The following is a 19,945-nucleotide window of genomic DNA, read 5'->3' as shown; positions in this document are numbered from 1 at the left end:
TAAAATTTAATTATGGACTTTACAAATAAAAACATTGTTATTACAGGAGGGACTACAGGTATAGGTCTGGCAACAGCGAAAGCATTTATTGCCGCAGGGGCAAATGTTTGGATTACAGGTAGAAACGCTGAAAATTTACACAAAGCAAATACAGAAATAAACAATCCGAAGTTATTTACTGTGGTTTCAGATACGTCAAAACTCGAAGGCATTTCGATTCTTGAAAAAGCAGTTGCAGAAAGTGGAAACAAACTAGATGTTCTCTTTCTAAATGCGGGAATTGGAACATTTGAGCCCATAGAAAAGGTAACTGAAGCAAATTTTGATTCACAATTTAACACCAACGTCAAGGGGCATTTCTTTACGTTGCAGAAATTACTTCCTCATCTGGCTGATGGAGGATCAGTAATATTCACATCTTCAACTGCTGCCACTGCGGCAAACGCTGGTGCAATTGTTTATTCTGCCACTAAAGGAGCATTAAATAAAATTGCCCAAATTGCAGCAAATGAACTGGCTGGGAGAAAAATTCGTGTCAACATTGTTAGTCCAGGGCCTATAAATACGCCAGGCTTAGATACGGTAATACCTGCTGAAGCAAAAGATTCTTTAGCTGGCGCTACTGCCCTGCAAAGGCTTGGTGATCCTAATGAAATTGCGAAAACAGTGTTGTTTTTGGCTTCTGATGCGGCAAGTTTTATTACAGGAACTGAGATTATTGCTGACGGTGGTTACCTTAATTACGCACTAAAATAATCCTGATATAAAAAAGCCTTTGTTTTTTAATCTTGCTATCGCCTCATTCTGGTAACGGGGTTTAAAACTTTAGTGCTTGTTATAAAGTTATAGTAACTAATGACGGAATTCGGATCTCGAAGGACTTCATTAGTTACAGATTAAAATATTTTGATTAAACAAAGGTTCACGTGAGTTTTTATACTTGAACAAAAAATAGCTAATGAATTAGTCACCTTGAGCTAAATTATTACAGGTAGAACGCCTTTTATAAAATGTTTTAATTTAAGCGTTAGTGCAAAATATAAGAAAATAAAAAATGGAACAATTAACTTTAATTATTAAGTTCACAGCGAGTAAAGAAAACCATATAAAATTCAAGGAAGAGCTTTTAAAACTATTCGCTTTAATCGAGTGCGAAGAAAACTTCGTTAGCGCTATTCTGCACCAAAATATGCAAAAAGAACAAGAGTATACCGTTTATGAAATCTGGAACGACAATGTCGGGCATTTTTTAGATGTGCAAATGAAGAGACCTTTCGTGCTTGAATGGGAAAAACTACTTGTCGATATGGATATAAAACGTGACCCCCTTGTTTATATACCAATTGCAAGATTTGGAACAGCAAAATAGCACTGTTATTATTAGTGTCCTGTGTAAATAATCTCTTAATGCGCATGGGACCTTATTGGAATTGAATCTTTTTAGGACAGTTGCTCATATTATTATTGCCTAAGTTGATAGGAGTTTTCGCAAATCTTCACAATCTTGAGCTCTTTATTGATATGGCTTAAACATGTTTAACACTACGTCTAAAGATTTCTTTTGTACTGTTTTAATGAAATCAGTCATCCATAATTTTTCAATATGGAAAGATTTACCATTTTGGCTTTTTGCATTTATTGACCAGCTTAATATGAACTCCGGAATAAGATGAATTTATTTTAGCTTCAAAACTGCTAATCCACCTTCTTCAAATCGTAATCGCCCTGTTCATATTTTATTTTTCCTGAGATTGTAAACTAAAAGAAAACTCATTAATAATCAAGATCAACTTTTTGCCCTTTTGAAACATTATCATCGAACGATGCAATCTGTTTGTGCACTAGCGGAGGAAGTCCTAATTCCTCAACAATTGAGCTATATTGATGGCTTATAAATAACTTTATAGTGCTAACAAGTTATCAATAGCTCCTTGACTCCAGGGCTGCTACACTCGGCCAGTTAATTATGCTAATTTTGTTTATGGTTAAACATCAAACCCTAGGCGAGTATTCGTCATCTTTACCCGAGTCTGTCAAAACCGATCATAGAATAGGGGGGCATTTCGTTGCGATAAGACTTGATGAATTTTCTGCGGAAAATATTGAGGCTTCTCGTATTTATAGTCGCAAAGATTTTTATAAGATCACATTGGCGACCGGACATGCAACATTTCATAGCAAAAACAAAGAATATCATATTCGGCCAGATGAGTGCGCATTGATTTTCACCAACCGGGAAATACCATATCGTTGGGATGTACACACGGAGAATTGCAGTGGTTACAGTTGCATGTTTACTGAAGACTTCTTACCACCTCATTGTTTTCTGAGAAAGTCTGATTGTACAATATTCGACTCAAATAGCCGTTCAGTTTTTCCTTTGAATAAAAGCCAGAAAGATTTTTTTAGCAATCTATTTTTAAAAATGCTTTCTGAGCAAGAATCATCCTACAGCTACAAGTACGATCTTCTTTTTCTTTATGTTCTGGAATGTATCCATGCTGCAATGAAAATGGAACCAGATTTAGGTTCGACGGGGCGCAATGCATCGAATCGGCTAAACGAATCTTTCAAAGCGCTTATGGCAAGTCAGTTTCCGATTGTTAACCCATCACAGCAAATAGAACTTCGAACTGCACAGGCATTTGCTGAGCGCCTGGCAGTTCATACCAATCATCTGAACCGCTCTCTAAAAGCTGTTACTGGCTACACAACGAAAAAACTAATTATGGATAGGATTATGCAGGAAGCAAATGCACTGCTGCTTTATTCTGACTGGACGATCAGTCAAATAAGCTACAGCTTAGGATTTGATCAACCAACACATTTCACTCAGGCGTTTAAATTATCTACAGGGAAGACGCCTTCTTATATCCGAAAAAATATTTGATTTTCGATAGTATTGGTTTGGAAAACGTCCTAGAGGCTCTCATAGTCGGCCGTACATTTGTTGTATAATTAATTTTTAAAATTATGAAAACATGGTTCATCACAGGTACATCCTCTGGATTGGGACGTTTGCTTACAGAAAAACTATTAAATCAAGGTCATCGGGTAGCTGCTACCTTACGTAAGCCGGAAGTGCTGAATGACCTTAAAGCAAAATATGGTGATAAGTTATGGATTGCTCAGCTTGATGTTTCCAATACGCAATCTGTTAAAGATGTTGTCGATAAAGCATTCGCAGATTTAGGCCAGATTGACGTAGTTGTTAATAATGCGGGTTACGCACTATTTTGTGCTGCCGAAGAAGCTTCTGACGATCAAATTATACAACAGATAAATACAAATGTAATTGGTTCGATACAAGTTACACGCGCCGCTTTACCCCATCTGCGTGCACAAGGTGAAGGACGGATATTGCAGGTTTCATCAGCTGGTGGACAAACGACTTACCCTAACTTCAGTTATTATCACGCCTCAAAGTGGGCAATAGAAGGTTTTTGCGAGACATTGGCCCAAGAAGTAAGCCCATTCAATATAGGTATAACTATTGTAGAACCAGGGGCACATAAAACTGATTTTGGTGGAAGCATGGTAACAGCTCCTGTTCTTGATGCTTATGATAAGACACCTGCAGGGTACGTGCGCCGTTTAGTGGATAGTGGTACATTCCCATTGACGGGAGATCCTGACAAAACAGTTCAGGCAATGATAGACTGCATAAACACCACTCCGGCACCCCTTAGGATGGCATTGGGAAAAGATGCTTATACCGATATACGCGCCTCGCTCGTATCCCGCCTAGCCGAACTGGATGCACAAAAAGAATTGGCACTATCAAGCATTGTCTAATCAATTCTAACTCTCCAAGGCATTATTTTAGTACTCTAAGGTATTTAGTATGATATTTGAAAACATTGATCCTTGTGGACAATTACAGCGTAAACATCCAAGTCACAAATAGCTATTTCAAGGCAATACGTTATCCCCTATAGTTATCATGCATCACTAAAATTGGGGTCTTGCGGTCTTTTGTAGGTATTCATCAATTCATCTAAAGATATGCAAATTGGGATAAAAATAGAATCCACTCTGAGCGGTAAGTTTTAGAAAATGATGAATTTGCAGAATTGCCTTAGTAGCATTTTTACTACGCATAACTCATAAAATCGGTAATGTATATCCTGTTTTTTTATTATCTCATTATCAGGCGCCAACTGGATAAACCAAAATAGAATGACCCCGGTTTACCAATTTTTAATTATTCGTTTTAAATATTTACTCCAGGTGTCAACCCTATTATTTAATTGAAACGAATAAATCATTTTTCCAAACAAAGTAATGCTTCCATTTCTAACACAGGCACTTTCACAGCTTCTAGGTTATTTAATAGAAGAGTACTGGTATTATCATTATTTGCCAGTGTTCGATATTTAGTTTTGGAAATTGGCACTAATGGAGTCAATTAAAAGCAGATCGGAATTGCAGGGGTGAAATTTCAGTTTTCATTTTGAACAACCTGCTAAAGGATTGCGGATGTTCGAAGCCCAACTTGTAAGCCACTTCGCTGATGGTCATGTTAGTACTAGATAGTAGCTCCTTTGATTTATCGATCAGTTTTTGATGGATATGCTGTTGTGCGTTCAATCCCGTCAGCGAACGGAGCATATCACTCAAATAGTTGGGCGTATAATGCAATTGATCTGAAAGATATTGTACAGTTGGTATACCCTGTCTTATAGGATTTTCTTCTTGAAAATAATCATCTAACAAATTCTCTATTTGTGTAAGCAGCTTACCCTGAATCGCCTGCCGTGTCAAGAACTGCCGCTTATAAAAGCGCTTGGCATAATTTAGCAGCAATTCGATTTGGGAGATGACCAACTCATGGCTGAAGTTGTCAATCCTGCTGTTTAGTTCTTCGCCTATGATGTTAAAGATAGAAAACATAGTTGTTTTTTCTTTCTCCGATAGATGCAGTGCTTCATTTATATCATAAGAGAAGAAACTGTAGGTTTTGATCTTCCTCAGCAAAGGATAACCTTGCAGGAAATCCGGATGAATAATTAGCGAATATCCTTCATTGTCCTCATACTTTTCTGTACCGCCTATAATTTGGTTCGGTGCAGTAAATAACAGACTGCCCTCATCAAAGTCGTAATAAGCTTGACCATATTTGAACTTTCCATGCAGTTTGGTAATAAACGAAATTTTATAAAAAATTAGGAAGTAGCTTTCTGGAAGCCGGCTCATATCGATTTTGGATTTTGTAGCATCGATTAAGCTAATCAATGGATGCATAGGGCTTGATAAACCTAGCAAACGGTGTATTTCCGAAATGGATTCTAGCTTAATGACTTTCGGCATTTTACTTTTCATTTTACAAGATAAGAATTATAACCGGAGACTGTTTCAGCCCCGGTCTTAAATAAATTGAGTGCTGCATGCTCAATTTGTATTCTGTGATTACCAAATTAAAGGCCCGTCCGGACCTGTAAACTTCATTGTCGGCCCATCCGTTTCAAGCGCTACCCGGATCGGTTCACGGGCACCTTCTTCAGGGGTATCGGTACCCTGGAAGTTGTTCAGTGCTGTCGCTGTAAAACCGGGACTTACCGCATTGACCTTTATGCCTTCTTTTTCCAGTTCCAATGCAAATGCCATAGTTACTGCATTCAGGGCTGATTTTGATGCTGCATAAATAACATCAAAATAATCTCTCGACCAGCAAGACGGATCTGCTATCCAAGAGAGGGAGGCAAGACCACTGGAGATATTGACAATTCGCGCTGCCGATGATTTTCTTAACACAGGCAGCATCGCCTGAGTAACGCCTATTACACCAAAAACGTTTGTCTCCCAAACCATGCGTACTTCTTCCAGAGAGGCTGTGCTGGCACGGCCAGCCTCAGTAGTTTCCTCCAATGTTCGGCCAGGCTTTCCTGCATGAGATATAGCTGCATTGTTTACCAGCAAGTCCAGACGACCATGATGCTTTTCGATAAATTCTGCCACTGCACTAATCGTTGACTGCTGAGTTACATCAAGCTTAATGGCATGTGCATTGATCCCAATTTCAAGTGCAGCCTTTTCCCCGTTGCTCAGGTTACGCGATCCCACATATACGATATATCCATTATCAGCGAGCGCCTTTGCGATCTGAAAGCCTACACCCTTGTTGCCGCCGGTTACAAGAGCAACAAGTTGATTTTTGTTTGTTAAAACACTTTGATTTTCCATGAACTTATAATTAATTATTGAACTAATCAAAACTCAGGAATCATTTTCTTTCTATAATAACCGAATCAAGGATATTCGTAACCTAAATAAATAAAAGCGATAATGCTCGTGTAAGCCTCCGGCAAATCAGTCCATTTAAGTAAAATTTATGCTGCTTATTCAGGCGATAGTGTCAGATGGAATTAAGAACTTTTATTCTATGGCTGATGATATGGTTGGTCATTGGTGTTCTTATGATTGACCAACTTCTAAAGAAAAGAGAAGCGAGTACTACATTTGGTTGAGATGGCTTACTTTGAGGAACAACTAAAGCTATCTCTTTAGCCAGCATCATGTATATTTTCATTATTCCCGCTTATAATGATAATCTACCCGGTCGAATCCCAAAAAAACAACATTGCCGCATAAGAATCTAGTTGATGTCTTATACTCATCAAAACCCCATTTCATTTACCAAAGTCACTTTTAGGTTTTGATGATAAGGTTTTGATAATCCAGCACGGGCATTCTGGGGTTAAAAATTGATCGGGAGGTTTGTTTTGTCAAATCAGAAGCACTTCAAATAACTAGAATTAACGGCATGATGTTATTGATATATCTAGTACTGAAAGACATTTTTATTCCGCTAAAAACTCTAAGGATAGCGGGTTTGAAATGACTGGAAATTAATTAATTTCTCTATTGCATATCAGCCTGCCATGGAAAAAAATTGGAATCACGAGTGATAATATAGGTAGTAACAGTTCCAGGTGGAGATAATATAGTCTTACTATACCACGCTGAGATCATGAATCTGGAAATTTATTAAAGCATGTTTTCACCAACATTTATCCGCCTTACAAGGGTGAAGATTAAACCATTGTAGTTTGGCAAAGACTAATGTACATAATAAAAATTACCTTAACCTTTCAGCACGATCTAAATGCTGATAACAGAGCAGCTCATGGATCTTTTCTAATGGCTTTTCACACACCAGTCATTAGAATATTATGTGCCAGGAAAACAGTTAGGCTTTCAAAGTTCAAAGTTATGGTCAGTTATTTATTAGCTTGAAGCTGCCAAAAGTCCCTGTTTCTGAAGTTTCTCCCTTGACCACAATGCCGGCCCTGTATCCCATTCCCCAAGGCACATACCTGGCCGCTAAAAAATCTGTACGATAAAAACTAAGCCATTCTGCTCCCCGTTCTTTATAGAAAAATTCTATCTGCTTCCCATTATCACTAATCAGCATTTTCAATTGCAGACTTCCATTTAAATTTTCTTTGGACACTTTACGAACCGTATATGTGCCTTCAAAATTGTCAAAAACAACAAAGCCATCTTTTGAGGCGGTGATGCCTATTCCACCAAGCTCGCCAGGCCACTTACTTTTAAAAATCGCTCCCCCAAGGCAAATGCCTGTTTTTGCCGCACCGGGTTCTACTTCGGCACTTATGCTAAAATTTACAGTTTTAATGTATTGACCCAAAAAGGTGCCGAGCGCATGATTTTCATTAGATGCTGCCAATTTCAAGCCTTTATCAAAAGATGTCGATGGTTTTTGTGATTTGGATGGCCATTGCCAGGCAAGATCAAGTTTTTGATCGATTTTAAAATTGTCGGCAAAGTTAAGGTCGGCTTTTGAGCGGTTAGGGAGAGTTGCATTATGCAATACAGGCCAGCCATCAGACCCAACAGTCAATTCTTCTATGATGCCTTCCCGTCCCACAAAGACATCGTAGCTTTTGTTAAAAGCGTGATAGAGCATAAACATTCTTTCATCGGCAGTTTTTACAACCGTGCCGTGGCCGGGGCAGTTCCATCTATCATTGCTTTCCATAACCGGGTTGTTGCCATACTTTTCCCATACCCCGCTGTTTAGGTCTTTTGTTCTGGCAATTCCTGTTTTGTAATTGCATTTTGCATCGCAGCAGCCACCAACCGAGTACAGGCTGTAAACATATTCTCCCAAAGTAAAAAAACAGGCGCCTTCAACAAGTCCAGTTTCCCAGGGTTGGCTATTGGTAAATACTTTGCTTTTTTGCCCGAGCAGTTTTGTTCGGCTATCGTTTATTTCCTGTTTCCAGATCCAGCTTTCTTTGCCACAACCATTACCGTCATTCTTCCAGAAAGCATAATTTTTACCATTTTGCTGTAATTCAAAAGCATCTATGGCGCCACATTCATCTTCAGTAATTACTGGGCCGTTGTCGGTAAATTTACCGCCTTCAATTTTATCTGAATCAATCCAGGCCGTGCCACACTGTAAACCTGGGTTACCTTTTGTTGCTCTGTTGTGCGCGGTATAATAAGCATAAATCCGGTGCTGTTTTTGATCGTAAACTAGTTCAGATGCCCAAAAGTTATTTTCTCCCCATTGATCCTTCATATCCTTAAATCCATTCGGGAAAACGTGATTGATCAGTTTCCAGTTTTTAAGGTCGGTTGATCTATAGATGGTAAAATAAGGCGCCCACTCATTTGTAGTAGAGCTGGCGTAATACACTTTCCCGACCCTGATAATAGAAGGATCCGGATTATCACCTGGTAGCGCAGGGTTGACCAGTAAGGAGGCTGAGGTTTCATCAACCGAATTTAAAGATTGTGTTTTTTTTAGTCCGCAGGAAATAAGGTTTAAGCTTATTAGCAAAATAGCCAAACAATCGGCTAAAGATTGTCTAATTATCTTCCAGGTCTTTTCTACAATTGAATCTTTCTGATTTTGATTTAGCTGAACGCCATTGAAAGATTTATTAGCCAATGTAGATAATCGAAAATTGATCATGTATTTGAAAATATAGATTGTATTTCTGGTATTTCATTATTTGTTCGAAAATAAACAATTATATAGGAAAGAAGGGCGGCTGCAGTTTAACCGCTATTCCCAACGCATGTAAGATTAATGGGCACCGCGGGGTAACCTATTACTTTGTTGAGTATTTGTTTTAGTGGTTTTAGATTTTGTAAATTATTGATTTATAGAATTTTGTCCTTTGTCTATGGTTCAGTTTATTTGTTTGTAAACCCTTATTTTAACTGGATGTTTCTCTTCTCTTTCACTTTTTGATTAGTTAAAATGAGACAAATCAACAATAAATTGAACATATTTTACAGGTTGCATTGGCTTACTTTGGCATGAGGACCAATTATAAACTTGTTAAATGCGTAAAACGGAGTATGCTAAGACGACCAGCACGGATATATTTATGAAACCAGATTTTTCTGATCCTGAGTATTACAATTTTAATCCCCAAATGAATTCTTAAAATAATACATAAACAATTACTATAAATTAAATTCGATGAAAAACTACAGGTTATTTTACATGCTTTTATTAGGTATTTTTGCCGTGAACCTGACTTATGCTCAAAATACACTAAGCAAAAGCGAGAAAAAAGAGGGCTTTAAACTGCTATGGAACGGCAGGGATGCAACAGGTTGGCGTGCCATATTTAAAGAACAGTTTCCGGCCAAAGGCTGGGAAATGAAAGATGGTATTTTAACGATACTGGCATCAAATGGGCAGGAGCAGGGTTCTGGTGGCGATATTGTAAGCCGTGATGAATTTTCGGCATTTATCTTGAAATTCGATTTCAAACTAACTCCAGGAGCAAACAGCGGCATAAAATACTTTGTAACCGAAGAAGAAAAAACCAACCTTTCAGGCATTGGCCTCGAATTTCAGGTATTGGATGATGAAAAACATCCGGATGCGAAACTAGGTAAGAACGGTAACCGCAAACTTGCCTCTTTATACGATCTTATTCCATCAAACAAGCCTGCTTCAGCAATCAGACCAATCGGCGAATGGAATAGTGGTGAGGTTCGCGTATATCCGAACAACAAGGTAGAGCACTGGCTAAACGGCGTAAAGGTAATAGAATATGAGCGAGGGTCAGATGAATTCAGCAAATTAGTGGCTGGAAGTAAATACAAAACATGGAAGAACTTTGGCTTGGCTAAAAAAGGACATATCCTGATACAGGATCACGGTAACAGTGTCTCCTACCGGAACGTTAAAATAAAAACACTTAAGTAATAGGGATGATGGAAGAATCGAGAAGAGCCTTTATAAAAAAAGCGGCAATTGCCGCAGGGGGCACCTATTTAGGTACATTAGGAATGTCGGCAAAAAGTTATGCGAATATCGTAGGTGCAAATGACAGGGTCAGGGTTGGTGTAGTAGGATTTTCTGACCGTTTCAAGGATACACTCCTTCCGTGCTTTTTGAACCATAATAAAGAACTCAATTTTGATATTGTGGCCCTTTCCGACCTATGGAATTACCGCCGTGATTTAGGTTCAGAACACATTAAAAACAAAATTGGCCATGGCATCATCTCCTGTAAAAACAATGATGAGCTTTATGCATTGAAAGATCTTGATGCGGTAATCATCAGTACACCCGATTTTGCACATGCATCCCATGCTATCGAAGCGGTTAAAAATAAAAAGGATGTGTATTGCGAAAAACCTTTTGCCGAAACCATGGAAGATGCCCGTGCTGCTTTAAAAGCGGTAAGGTCCTCCAAACAGATTCTGCAGATTGGCTCACAGCGGCGGAGTGGACAGAATTATAAAGCCGCTTCCGATTTTATTAAAGAAGGCAGTTTTGGGGATATCACTATGGTAGAGTTAAGCTGGAACGTAAACCAGCCAGGCAGGTGGCGCCGTCCTGACCTGGTAGCCAAATTGAAAGAAGATGATACTGATTGGAAACGGTTTTTGTTGAACAGGCCTTATGAAGCATTTGATCCGAGGATATACCTAGAATATCGTCTATTCTGGCCTTACTCTTCGGGCATGCCAGGGCAGTGGATGAGCCACCAGATAGATACGGTACATTGGTTTACCGGTTTATCACACCCAAGAAGCGTAACCGCCAATGGAGGAATTTATCAATGGAAAGATGGTCGCCGCAACTGGGACACCACGACAGCTGTTTTTGATTATGGGCCATTTGATGACCTTACAAAAGGTTTTCAGGTTGTTTTTACCTCCAGGATGCACAATGGTGATGAAAAACCGGCGGAGATTTATTATTCGAACGGCGGGGAGCTGAATCTGATTACCAATACGATATCCTCGCGCGGCGGATTAACTGAAAGGGCAGCGGCGGCCATGAAAATGAAACCCAACCTGTTGCCCGAGATTAAACTTTCAGCCCCATCGGCCGTGGTGGCATCGGCCAATACGGGCGCGGATGTGTTAAGTTCCAACCACATGCGCAATTGGATGGAATGTATCCGCAGTAGAAAAGAACCTAATGCTCCAGTGGAAGCAGGTTATCAGCACTCTATTGCGAACATTATGACAAATGCTGCAGTCCACACCGGGGGAAAGGCAACCTTTGATGCCACCCGGCAAGAAGTAATGGTAGAAGGAAAAGTTTTCAAATATTAATATTTTTTAATTGAACGGAGATGACCGGATTAATACCGGTCATTTCTGGTCTTATTGAGATTTCTTCATTTTTTGCAGTCTAGCTGAGACAATCATATATTCTTTCGGCGATACTTTAAAATACCTTAAGAAATTTTTATTACACAGGCTCTGTGCGTTGTAACCGACCATTTTTCGATTTCAAAAAAAATAAAACTCGTTCTGCACAATGATTTAGGAGGATAGAATTGATGTATTTTTTAAGGTTGGGCACGATTAGGATAAATACTTCTTTAATGGGTAATGTTTTAAAATACCACCGATTCATAACATACCCTTTTTGTCTTAAGCCGGGCCGATAGTGATGTTATTTCCGATATTTCCAAACCTGCTTTTTTTGTCTTTAAATGTTTTGATGGCATAGCCCTTGAAGCGGTTCAATCTGCCCCTATTTTCTGCGCAGATCATTTCTTTCCGGTCCTGTACAACTATTTTAACCAAATTATGCGCCAGCGCATCATCAGCCTGTTACTGCCTGAAACAATGGGATTACCCTTCGCAGGTAGAAGATGTAAAAAACGGACTCAGTGGCAAGAATTTTAACGTAGAACGCATGCTCAAGTAATATCAAATATATATAAATCAGATTATTGTATAATCCATGTTTCGGCAATGCATGATTGCGCTCTATTATTTGTTTGCTTAATATTTGACTACTAAGTGTTTGATTGTTTTCTGAAATGTCATTTGAGACATATCGACAAAAAGATGAACGAATTTTACGGGCATCATTCCTTTACTTTGATATGAAGTTAACCAAATTAATAAACCTGCTGCAAATTTTTCTATCGGCCTAACCACGCCATTGCAGTATTAGTATTTTTTATATGAGAAACAAATTATTGATTTATCTGGTAACTGCTTTGGCAGTCTTAACAGGTTCCTGTAAGAAAGCACCATCTACCGAAAGTAGCGAGGTAAATAAAATTGTAAATTCGGCAGCGACAAATGTAATTGCTGCGGCTCCTCCCTTGGGCACTCTGATCGATGGGGCAATATACCGGATCCGCGGGATTTCATCTTTACCCAATGGGCCTGCTGTTGAAGTTACAGGCAATTCAACGGCAGAAAATGCGGCTATACAGCAGTGGTCCTGGTTTCCCAACAACGGCCAAAAATGGAAGCTGGTAAAGACCGATGCCACGTATTACAAACTGATCAATATTACAAGCAATAAATGCCTCAGATCTCCATCAACTACATCGGGCGATATCTTGCAACAGGGTTCTGATGATGGAAGCGATGCGCAACAATGGGCTATAGATTATACGGGTAGCAATAATGTGTATACGCTGACCAACAAGGCTACCGGAATGAAAATGGCTCTTGATCCCGAAAGCAGCACCCCTGGCGCCAAAATCAGGCAGAAAACTGCGCTGACAGGTACGCAAGGGATGTTTAATTTTCATGATACCAATTTTCAGAATCCACTTATCAATGCGAGCAGGGCCGATCCCTTTGTAGCCCAAAAAGATGGCTATTATTATTTTATGTACACCCGTGGCAACAATATCGGGTTGAGAAAAACAAGATCGATGTCTCTGCTCTCTACAGCAGTTGAACGGGTGGTGTGGACGCCGCCTGCAGGTGTAGCTTATTCTTCCAATATCTGGGCGCCAGAATTACATTTCCTTTCTGGTAAGTGGTATCTCTACTTTGCTGCAAATGACGGGGGCGATGTTACCCACCGCATGTTTGTGCTTGAAAATCCAAATGCCGACCCTACCACAGGTACATGGACGTTTAAAGGCAAAATCACCGATCCCAGCGACCAATGGGCTATTGACGGGTCAGTATTGACCGTCGGTACGCTAAATTATTTTGTCTGGTCAGGATGGGAAAATGTATCCACCAAATACAAACAATATATCTACATTGCTCAAATGTCTGACCCTTGGACAATAAGTAGCGACAGAGTGAGAATATCATCGCCCACCAACAATTGGGAAAAATATGAACCGAGCGGGTCTTTGGGGGCGGGAGTTAACGAAGGACCGGTTATGCTCAGAAAAGATGCCAACAGTCCCCTATTTGTTATCTATTCCGCCAGCCGCTACAGCAGCGATAATTATTGTTTAGCTCAAATACAGTTAAAAGATGGTGGCAACCCGATGGTAGCTGGTGATTGGATAAATAAAAAGCAGGTGTTTGTTAAAAGCGATGTCACAGGGGTTTATGGTCCCGGTCATAATGGTTTTTTTACCAGCAGTTATACCGATCCCAATGGATTGCTGCACAGCGAAAACTGGTTTGTGTACCACGCCCGTAGCATCGCTAATACCTCCAATGGATCTAGGACACCACGCATGCAAAAGCTGACCTGGAATGCGGATGGCTCGCCAAATTTTGGAACTGCCGTTGCAACAGGGCTGAATATCCCGATGCCTGTAGGAGAATAATTGGATTGCAGTTATTTATAAGTGCTAAACCCTCAATTATAATGAGATAAATCGTCAAAGGGAGAACAGTTTGTTTAAGCAATATTTTTTAATTTAATACACTAAGATTAATTGTATCATTTATCAAAACAAACCTGTTTGACATTTAAGAAGGTTAGTCATAAACCATTTTACCAAAAAACGGTGGGATACTTTTTTCGATTTACCTAACTTGCGGTGATGAAAGAGCTGACCGAATTCATTTTGCAGTTTGGCAAACTGAACAATCAACAAATAGAACTTATTGGACGAAAGGCCGAGGCGATAGAAATCCAAAAGGACGAATACTTTTCGCAGGCAGGAAAAGTTCCGCAGCAGGTTGGCTTTATTGTGGAGGGGATTATCCGGGGCTTTTACTACGATAATAAAGGGGAACAGATCACGCGTTGCTTTATCCGTGAAAATAGCCTGGTGGCTGATTATGTCAATTTGGAGGCGAACACTTCCTCTATGGAATATATACAAGCTTGTACTAATTGTAAACTCCTTGTATTTTCGAAACAAAACTGGGACGAGCTTTCCCTCACTATTGCTGGTTGGGACAATATTAAAAACAAGATGGTTCAGCTATGCATGTTCCAGAAATCCAGGAAAGGCCCCGTTATTTCTCAGGATGCCACTAGCCGCTATCTGGAATTTATGGAAAATTACCCTAGGCTTGTTAATCAGATTCCATTAGCATATATCGCTTCCTATTTAGGCGTTACCCAACAATCACTGAGCAGGATAAGAAAAAATATCAGCTGATCCTCTTGTTACCATTTGGTAAATGATTTAACTTTCTACGGTGTAATTTTGTGTCATCATATCAAAATCAAAAATAATACCATGCGTTCAGCACTAATTGAAGGAGCCAACAAAGGCATAGGTCTCGAACAGCAAGACAATTATTACAAAAGGGATTTTACGTATACCTAGCAGGCCGTGATTTAAAAAAAGGAAACAGTGCGGCTGACAAATTTAAAAAGAAGGAGTGATCCACGTAGCAGCTGTTCAGCTGGAGGTAATAGATGAAGATTCAGTAAAAACGGCCCGCGAAGAAATTGGCAGAAAGACAGAAGTATTGGATGTTCTGATCAATAACGAAGGCGTCAGAGGAGGAATACCCTACCATACGCTTGAAGCCGGAATGGATAAGTTTCTGGAGACATTTGATGCCAATGTGTTTGGCGTTGCTAGTGTTGCACAGGGTTTTATGAATTACTAGTGAAAAAGTTGAGGTAAAGCAAGATGTAAACTCGAAAGGACAATATTCGTTTAAGCCATTGAATAAAAACGGTTTAACTACAAGTTTTGAAATAACGATTGCAGATTTAAATAATATTGTTTTGGTCTACCTAAGCAATAGCGAGAACCCTAAATTTACAAAAATTTGAAAGTAAGGGTTTTGCAGCCGGGAAAAAATAAAAATATTATTAATTAAGAATATGCCGGTATGGGATATATTATTTTAGAAAAAAAGTAATAATGAATTTCAGATCTCCGGGCAACCGATATTGTATATTAATCCCGGGAATGATACCCGAATTATAAAAAAAATTAAATAGTTTTCTGTAGTAGTATCTTTGTATTCCTAAATATGTATTTATATATCAGGTTTTCTCCCTGTCATACTTAAGGCTTCGAACTACAACAAGAGAATTTATTGTATCGTTTTTAAACAGCGGGTTAGGGTTTCCAGGTATTATTACTTTTGTCAATATCGGCGTCATAGACGGTGCCTAAGGCCATATGTTTAACCGGCTTCTTAGCAGAAAACTTCAGTGCCACTGATTTCGCCCCTGTGGCCCAGCAGGCTATTGTTTTGCTTAAGGTTAGGGTACTGCCATCAATATAAAATACGGTAAGGTGAACAGGTACTGCCTCGGTACCCAAATTATTGATGACAACCGTATAATTTTTGGCGGCATGAGTAACCGTGCCGATAGCCAGGTCTGGCACTCCTTTATTAAAAAACCAGTTTTTCCAAAACCAATTGAGGTTTACTCCCGAGCCTGTATTGATGCTGTTAAAAAAATCATACGGTGTGGGATGCTTGCCTTTCCAGTTATTAATGTAATAATGCATGGTTTTGAGAAATAGCTCATCACCCAACATCTCTTTAACATATAAATAGGCCAAAGCAGGCTTTTGGTTTTTATCCATAAATCGGGCAGCACCGGCAAGTTGTGGGGTTAGGGTCATTACTGGCACATCAGCCTCGATGCCAGAGTTGTTGTTAATGTCGGTCATGTCATAATCTACCGCAACTGTGCTATCAACCATGGGATGCATGTAAAACTCGGCCATAGTAGCCCAGCCCTCATCCATGAAGGCGTATTTGGTTTCGTTTACGCCCACATAAAACGGAAAGATAGTGTGGAAGATCTCATGCACCGTGAGCTGAATGGCATCTTTTGAATGCTCGAAAGGATTATTATCCACCATCATCGGGAATTCCATTTCGTCCGGCCCATCAAAAATAGTTTCGTGAGAATATGGGTAGGGGACCTGCGGAAATTTGTAGCTAATGGCTTCCACCGTTTTACGGGCGTAGCCAATGATGGGTTCGTAGGTTTTATGGTCGGGATTGTAAACGGCATCTACACGGGTACGCCTTTTGGTCGCCGGGTCAACTATTATACTCGTCGACTTCCACACATAGTGGTTGCTGATACCAAAGGCAAAATCGGTAACGTTATGTGCCTCGAACTTCCAGGTATTTTGTTTAGAATTTCGGGTAATGTTGCCTGCTTTAATGTCATCAGGGGTAATGATATTGATGACGCTGTCACTGATTTCTGCCTGATCAATAAGCGCCGCAAATTTTGGCTGGTAAATCTCATGCTGATTTACCAAGTCGCCTGTTGCCCAAACCTGGTAGTTGCTAGGGATGGTAATATGGACATCAAAGTCACCATAATCGTTATAGAATTCTACCTGCCCGGTGTAGGGGTACATGTTCCAGCCATCAATATCGTCATAAACGGCAACGCGTGGGAAGAAGTAAGAAAGGAAAAATGCTCCCTTATCTACCTGCCCGGTTCGGATGAATGAGCCTTTGTTTAATGAATAAGAATAAGCGATATCAAAGTGCGCTTTGGCACCGGGTGATAGCGTTTTACCACGGACGAACATATTGGTGCCACGGATAGTAAACTTGGTCGAATCGGGCGACTGTCCGTCGCGGCTAATGCTTTCTATCTTCACTCCATCGGTTTGATCTTCTGCCGCAATAGCAATAGCCTTTGGCGAATTTTTCTGGAATAAATTGGGATATAATTTAAACAGAATATACTTCAGCGTATCGGGGCTATTATTTATATAATCAATGCTTACAGTGGCTTTTAAACCGAGCGATTGTGGGTCGAAATTTACTTTGATCGTATAGTCTGCTTTATTTTGCCAATAGTATTTGCCGGGAGCGCCACTATTGTCACGGGTGGCATTGTTGTAAGCCTTTTTAATATTGGTAGCGATCGGTAATTGCTGGGACCGAAGGGTTGAATAAACAAGTAAAAGCAAAAATGCTGAGATGGATATTTTTTTAAGCATGCTTATTGTGATGGCCTTATGAGTGTAAAGCTCTAGGATGGTTAAATATATAGATATAAATTTTTTAAATCAAAGGATATCCACATGAGCACCTTATTACCAAAGTTTATGTCTGCCATGTTGATAATGCTGGCCGGAGAATACTTTGCACATGTAAATTCATTATTATGATGGAATTCCCGAGTGGATTTAAAATTTCGTTTATGGAGACATTTTTCTAGCTGCTGAAATTGGTGTAAATAACTTACAGCTAAAAGAAAGATACATGGTAGCGGACGGATACCTTCATAAAGTTCAATCAACGCAGCTAACAATCTACCCGTGTGGGTAAAACGGTTATATTTTTTTAATTATCCGTTGTAATTTTCTTTTTATGATTTGTGCCCCAATGCGCCAGGACGGTGATTATGTCCTTTAAAGATTCACTATATTCAGTGGGTAGGTACTCTACTATAACAGGAATCTGATCGGCCGATACTTTTCTTTCCGCAAGTTGATTTATTTCTAATTTCTTTAATTCTACCGATAGCATTTTTGCAGAAATTCCTTTTACAGTTCGCTGCAGATCATTAAATCTTTTATTGCCCCCTAAAATCCCTATCATCACCCGAATGGTCCACCTACCTCCAAGCACATAAATGGCATCCTCAGTTGCTGATATACGGTTTGTACATTGCACTTGTGTGTATTCTAATTTACTTGCTGTCATAGTTTCTATCTAGCTAAAACTAACCCAAAGGTTACTACTAACCTTTGGTATACTACTATAATTCGGTTAGTAAATATACATAGCTTTGTGACATAAAATAATAAAGAAATGAACAAAATAAAAATTACCTATTACGCTACAACTGGAATTATTTCAGCAATGATGCTATTTATTGCATTTGAAACACTTACCAAACCTGAAGTCAAAATATCAATGGCACACTTAGGTTTCCCCGATTATTTCAGGATTGAATTGGGAATTGCAAAAATTATCGGAGCGGTGCTGATCTGGCTGCCTGTCCGCTTGTTGAGGGACACTGCATACATTGGTTTCGCTATTATGTTTTTCTCAGCTTCCTTATCACATGCGGCAGTCTCAGATCCCCTTGGTAAAGTAATAACAGGAGTAATTTTTCTGGCAATCTTGATTGTGTCGTTCGTGTGTGGGGCAAAACTTCAAAAAACAAATAGAGATTAATAACGATTTAAAAAATAAAGTTATGATTTCATTTACAGGAGCAATAGGTCAGCTTGGTTTTAAGGCAGTTGAAAATTTATTAAAGAATAGAGTTGACCTTCGGTATAGATATTTTGAGGTTTTCTTTTAAGGTCATTAATTGCCCAACCTATAGCAAAAGGTATAAGTCTTGAAAGTATGGCATACAGATTGCTTCTCTTGATAAGCAGTAAATGTGGAACTAAAACAAATGCTATACCTGCAATGCCCGGGCTCCGAAACTTCTTGTTCGACTTTCAGAACCTTTCAAGTACGATCTGCAAAAGTTCATGATCAGCAATTTTTATTTTAACATTCCTATAGATGGCTTTGTACAACTTACCGGAAAGACACTAGCAGCCTTTAAGCTTTGCGATTAAGTTTAGTCTCTCTGCCTATCATTTCATGGTATATACCGTTTCGAAGCTTAACTACTTAATTGTATTTATTAATAAACGCTTAATGTTTCCTTAACTTCCACTAACGATTCTGTCTTTAATTTTGCCGGCATCATTCACATAGCCGCCTTACATGGAATACACCTCGGGAACAGATCAGGAACTTTTGGACGAGTGCTCGAAAAATAGTGTGCAGGCTTTTAATACCTTGTTCGATCGTTATTCTTCAGGGCTATTCGCTTATGCAAAGAAATACCTTAAAGATGATTTTCAGGCAGAGGAGGCGATGATGGATGTGATGTTGTGGATATGGAACAATCGGCTAAACCTAAAGATTGAGGGGGAGCTAAGATTTTATCTTTTTCGATCTGTTAAGCACGCCACAATTAAACAAATTCGTAAATCCGCAGCAAAGTTTATGGAAACCGATATTCTCGAAAATGACCTTCGTTTCAGTTCCCCGGCCGCGGACCAAGCCCTCCTTCATCAGGAACTAAAAAATCATTATCACCAAAGCATCGCCCTGCTTTCCCCCCAGCGTAAAATTGCATTTGAATTAAGCCGGGAAAGAAAACTTAACGCATGCTCAAATCGCCGCCAGGCTTGGTATATCTGTAAACACGGTTAAGAATCACATTAAGTCTGCTCTTGCCCATTTCAGAAATCGTATGAACGGTTCATCCTTTCTGCTTTGCCTTCTCCTCTCACAGTTTCTTAATTAGTTAAATTTATCTTGTTGTTAGTCAGGTCTTTAGAAGAAATCGTTA

17 protein-coding genes are annotated in these 19,945 nt (G+C 39.4%); 12 read left to right on the top strand and 5 right to left on the bottom strand.

Annotated elements, in window-relative coordinates; translation table 11 throughout:
• Nucleotides 1-12: 12 nt before the first annotated feature.
• The 4 genes from ACFOWA_RS01205 to ACFOWA_RS01190 all read left to right on the top strand — a co-directional run bounded on the left by ACFOWA_RS01205 (nucleotide 13) and on the right by ACFOWA_RS01190 (nucleotide 3,795).
• Nucleotides 13-756 carry an SDR family oxidoreductase gene (locus tag ACFOWA_RS01205; RefSeq protein ID WP_378981020.1) on the top strand — a complete coding sequence of 248 codons (744 nt, stop codon included), beginning with the start codon at nucleotides 13-15 and terminating at the stop codon, nucleotides 754-756.
• Between the two features lie 298 nt (nucleotides 757-1,054).
• Nucleotides 1,055-1,369 (top strand): antibiotic biosynthesis monooxygenase, encoded by a 315-nt coding sequence (locus tag ACFOWA_RS01200; protein WP_378981018.1) that lies wholly within the window; start codon nucleotides 1,055-1,057, stop codon nucleotides 1,367-1,369.
• A 612-nt stretch (nucleotides 1,370-1,981) separates the two neighbouring features.
• Entirely contained in the window at nucleotides 1,982-2,890 is a 909-nt protein-coding gene (locus ACFOWA_RS01195) for a helix-turn-helix domain-containing protein (RefSeq protein ID WP_378981016.1), read from the top strand.
• Nucleotides 2,891-2,973: 83 nt separating this feature from the next.
• The gene (locus tag ACFOWA_RS01190; protein ID WP_378981014.1) at nucleotides 2,974-3,795 is read left to right on the top strand and encodes an SDR family oxidoreductase; all 822 of its coding nucleotides are present in this window, start codon (nucleotides 2,974-2,976) and stop codon (nucleotides 3,793-3,795) included.
• A gap of 609 nt (nucleotides 3,796-4,404) precedes the next feature.
• On the opposite strand, the gene ACFOWA_RS01185 is transcribed toward ACFOWA_RS01190, so the two are convergent.
• The 3 genes from ACFOWA_RS01185 to ACFOWA_RS01175 form a co-directional block, all read right to left on the bottom strand.
• Nucleotides 4,405-5,322 carry a helix-turn-helix domain-containing protein gene (locus ACFOWA_RS01185; RefSeq protein ID WP_378981012.1) on the bottom strand — a complete coding sequence of 306 codons (918 nt, stop codon included), beginning with the start codon at nucleotides 5,320-5,322 and terminating at the stop codon, nucleotides 4,405-4,407.
• Between the two features lie 87 nt (nucleotides 5,323-5,409).
• On the bottom strand, nucleotides 5,410-6,183 hold the full coding sequence (locus ACFOWA_RS01180) for an SDR family NAD(P)-dependent oxidoreductase (RefSeq protein WP_378981010.1): 774 nt from the start codon (nucleotides 6,181-6,183) through the stop codon (nucleotides 5,410-5,412).
• Between the two features lie 1,033 nt (nucleotides 6,184-7,216).
• Nucleotides 7,217-8,947: a family 43 glycosylhydrolase gene (locus tag ACFOWA_RS01175; protein WP_378981008.1), complete on the bottom strand. Its 1,731-nt coding sequence runs from the start codon at nucleotides 8,945-8,947 to the stop codon at nucleotides 7,217-7,219.
• A gap of 516 nt (nucleotides 8,948-9,463) precedes the next feature.
• Here ACFOWA_RS01175 and ACFOWA_RS01170 point away from each other — a divergent pair.
• The 5 genes from ACFOWA_RS01170 (at nucleotide 9,464) to ACFOWA_RS01150 (ending at nucleotide 15,249) form a co-directional block, all read left to right on the top strand.
• Nucleotides 9,464-10,201, top strand: a complete 738-nt coding sequence (locus tag ACFOWA_RS01170) for a 3-keto-disaccharide hydrolase (RefSeq protein ID WP_378981006.1) — start codon at nucleotides 9,464-9,466, stop codon at nucleotides 10,199-10,201.
• Between the two features lie 8 nt (nucleotides 10,202-10,209).
• The gene (locus ACFOWA_RS01165) at nucleotides 10,210-11,565 is read left to right on the top strand and encodes a Gfo/Idh/MocA family protein (RefSeq protein WP_378981210.1); all 1,356 of its coding nucleotides are present in this window, start codon (nucleotides 10,210-10,212) and stop codon (nucleotides 11,563-11,565) included.
• An 866-nt stretch (nucleotides 11,566-12,431) separates the two neighbouring features.
• Entirely contained in the window at nucleotides 12,432-14,003 is a 1,572-nt protein-coding gene (locus ACFOWA_RS01160) for a family 43 glycosylhydrolase (protein WP_378981004.1), read from the top strand.
• Between the two features lie 219 nt (nucleotides 14,004-14,222).
• On the top strand, nucleotides 14,223-14,789 hold the full coding sequence (locus tag ACFOWA_RS01155; RefSeq protein ID WP_378981002.1) for a Crp/Fnr family transcriptional regulator: 567 nt from the start codon (nucleotides 14,223-14,225) through the stop codon (nucleotides 14,787-14,789).
• A gap of 226 nt (nucleotides 14,790-15,015) precedes the next feature.
• The gene (locus ACFOWA_RS01150) at nucleotides 15,016-15,249 is read left to right on the top strand and encodes an SDR family NAD(P)-dependent oxidoreductase (protein WP_378981000.1); all 234 of its coding nucleotides are present in this window, start codon (nucleotides 15,016-15,018) and stop codon (nucleotides 15,247-15,249) included.
• A gap of 461 nt (nucleotides 15,250-15,710) precedes the next feature.
• On the opposite strand, the gene ACFOWA_RS01145 is transcribed toward ACFOWA_RS01150, so the two are convergent.
• The gene (locus ACFOWA_RS01145) at nucleotides 15,711-17,576 is read right to left on the bottom strand and encodes a M1 family metallopeptidase (protein ID WP_378980998.1); all 1,866 of its coding nucleotides are present in this window, start codon (nucleotides 17,574-17,576) and stop codon (nucleotides 15,711-15,713) included.
• Nucleotides 17,577-17,922: 346 nt separating this feature from the next.
• Entirely contained in the window at nucleotides 17,923-18,285 is a 363-nt protein-coding gene (locus tag ACFOWA_RS01140; RefSeq protein WP_378980996.1) for a winged helix-turn-helix transcriptional regulator, read from the bottom strand.
• A 108-nt stretch (nucleotides 18,286-18,393) separates the two neighbouring features.
• Here ACFOWA_RS01140 and ACFOWA_RS01135 point away from each other — a divergent pair, with 108 nt between their 5' ends.
• The 3 genes from ACFOWA_RS01135 to ACFOWA_RS01125 all read left to right on the top strand — a co-directional run bounded on the left by ACFOWA_RS01135 (nucleotide 18,394) and on the right by ACFOWA_RS01125 (nucleotide 19,900).
• Complete coding sequence (locus ACFOWA_RS01135; RefSeq protein WP_378980994.1) at nucleotides 18,394-18,762, top strand: DoxX family protein; 369 nt, start codon at nucleotides 18,394-18,396, stop codon at nucleotides 18,760-18,762.
• A 549-nt stretch (nucleotides 18,763-19,311) separates the two neighbouring features.
• Entirely contained in the window at nucleotides 19,312-19,806 is a 495-nt protein-coding gene (locus ACFOWA_RS01130) for a sigma factor (protein ID WP_378980992.1), read from the top strand.
• On the top strand, nucleotides 19,769-19,900 hold the full coding sequence (locus tag ACFOWA_RS01125; RefSeq protein WP_378981208.1) for a hypothetical protein: 132 nt from the start codon (nucleotides 19,769-19,771) through the stop codon (nucleotides 19,898-19,900). Before ACFOWA_RS01130 ends, ACFOWA_RS01125 begins: the two co-directional genes overlap by 38 nt.
• Nucleotides 19,901-19,945: the final 45 nt, after the last annotated feature.

This window comes from Pedobacter lithocola, from assembly GCF_042650845.1.
Classification (GTDB): Bacteria; Bacteroidota; Bacteroidia; order Sphingobacteriales; family Sphingobacteriaceae; genus Pedobacter; species Pedobacter lithocola.
This window is presented reverse-complemented; position numbering and strand designations above follow the sequence as displayed.

Excerpts from the sequence above, each read along its gene's own strand:
- ACFOWA_RS01160 (WP_378981004.1), top strand. The coding sequence starts at position 12,432 with ATGAGAAACAAATTATTGATTTATCTGGTAACTGCTTTGGCAGTCTTA.
- ACFOWA_RS01130 (WP_378980992.1), top strand. The coding sequence starts at position 19,312 with ATGGAATACACCTCGGGAACAGATCAGGAACTTTTGGACGAGTGCTCG.
- ACFOWA_RS01170 (WP_378981006.1), top strand. The coding sequence starts at position 9,464 with ATGAAAAACTACAGGTTATTTTACATGCTTTTATTAGGTATTTTTGCC.
- ACFOWA_RS01155 (WP_378981002.1), top strand. The coding sequence starts at position 14,223 with ATGAAAGAGCTGACCGAATTCATTTTGCAGTTTGGCAAACTGAACAAT.
- ACFOWA_RS01190 (WP_378981014.1), top strand. The coding sequence starts at position 2,974 with ATGAAAACATGGTTCATCACAGGTACATCCTCTGGATTGGGACGTTTG.
- ACFOWA_RS01145 (WP_378980998.1), bottom strand. The coding sequence starts at position 17,576 with ATGCTTAAAAAAATATCCATCTCAGCATTTTTGCTTTTACTTGTTTAT.
- ACFOWA_RS01165 (WP_378981210.1), top strand. The coding sequence starts at position 10,210 with ATGGAAGAATCGAGAAGAGCCTTTATAAAAAAAGCGGCAATTGCCGCA.
- ACFOWA_RS01205 (WP_378981020.1), top strand. The coding sequence starts at position 13 with ATGGACTTTACAAATAAAAACATTGTTATTACAGGAGGGACTACAGGT.
- ACFOWA_RS01175 (WP_378981008.1), bottom strand. The coding sequence starts at position 8,947 with ATGATCAATTTTCGATTATCTACATTGGCTAATAAATCTTTCAATGGC.
- ACFOWA_RS01180 (WP_378981010.1), bottom strand. The coding sequence starts at position 6,183 with ATGGAAAATCAAAGTGTTTTAACAAACAAAAATCAACTTGTTGCTCTT.
- ACFOWA_RS01200 (WP_378981018.1), top strand. The coding sequence starts at position 1,055 with ATGGAACAATTAACTTTAATTATTAAGTTCACAGCGAGTAAAGAAAAC.
- ACFOWA_RS01140 (WP_378980996.1), bottom strand. The coding sequence starts at position 18,285 with ATGACAGCAAGTAAATTAGAATACACACAAGTGCAATGTACAAACCGT.
- ACFOWA_RS01195 (WP_378981016.1), top strand. The coding sequence starts at position 1,982 with ATGGTTAAACATCAAACCCTAGGCGAGTATTCGTCATCTTTACCCGAG.
- ACFOWA_RS01185 (WP_378981012.1), bottom strand. The coding sequence starts at position 5,322 with ATGAAAAGTAAAATGCCGAAAGTCATTAAGCTAGAATCCATTTCGGAA.
- ACFOWA_RS01135 (WP_378980994.1), top strand. The coding sequence starts at position 18,394 with ATGAACAAAATAAAAATTACCTATTACGCTACAACTGGAATTATTTCA.